Genomic DNA, 933 nt, shown 5'->3' on the forward strand with positions numbered 1-933 from the left:
GACAGCAGCACGCCGCCCGCCGCCCCGCCCGGCGCGGCGACCGGGTCCGCGACCGACGCGACCGCCAAGCCGGCGACCGATCCGCTGCTGGCCACCGTCAACGGCGCGCCGATCCACCTGTCGGACGTGCAGGACGCCATGCGGACCCTGCCGCAGCAGGCCCGCACCATGCCGCAGCAGATCCTGGTGCCGATGCTGGTGGACCAGCTGATCGACCGGCAGGCGCTGGTGATCACCGCCAAGAAGCAGGGCCTCGACAAGGACCCGGCGGTGCAGGCGCAGATCCAGCGCGCCGCCGATCAGGCATTGCAGCGGGCCCTGCTGCAGCGCGACATCGGGCCGCTAATCACCGACGACGCGCTGAAGGCCGCTTATGAGAAGGACTACGCCAACAAGCCCGGACAGGAGGAGGTGCACGCCTCCCACATCCTGGTCGAGCACGAGGCGGAGGCGAAGGACATCATCGCCCAGCTGGAAAAGGGCGCGGATTTCGCGGCGCTGGCCAAGGCGCACAGCAAGGACCCCGGCGCCTCGCAGGGGGGCGACCTCGGCTGGTTCAAGAAGGACGACATGGTGCCGGAGTTCTCCGCCGCCGCATTCGCCCTCAAGCCGGGCGAGTTCACCAAGACGCCGGTGCACACGCAGTTCGGCTGGCACGTCATCAAGGTGACGGAGACGCGCATCGCCAAGCCGCCGACCTTCGATTCCGTGCGCGATGAGCTGCGTCAGCACCTGATCCAGGACGCGGTGCAGAAGCTGGTCAAGCAGGCGCGCGCGGACGTGAAGGTGGTGCGCTTCAACATGGACGGCACGCCGGAGAAGCCGACCGACAGCGCCGAGCCGCCGCCGGCGCCCTCCGGCAAGTAACCGGCGCGCATGGCGACCCTGCCGGTCTCGCCGCTCGCGGTGCCGCTGCCGCCGCTGCCGCCCCTC

1 protein-coding gene is annotated in these 933 nt (G+C 70.6%); it reads left to right on the forward strand.

The genetic code is table 11. The features are described from left to right. Positions 1-867 (forward strand): peptidylprolyl isomerase (locus B8460_RS18700; protein WP_048863136.1); only part of this gene is annotated, 867 nt, incomplete at its 5' end. Positions 868-933 lie beyond the last annotated feature (66 nt).

This window comes from Acidisphaera rubrifaciens HS-AP3, from assembly GCF_000964365.1.
Lineage (GTDB): Bacteria > Pseudomonadota > Alphaproteobacteria > Acetobacterales > Acetobacteraceae > Acidisphaera > Acidisphaera rubrifaciens.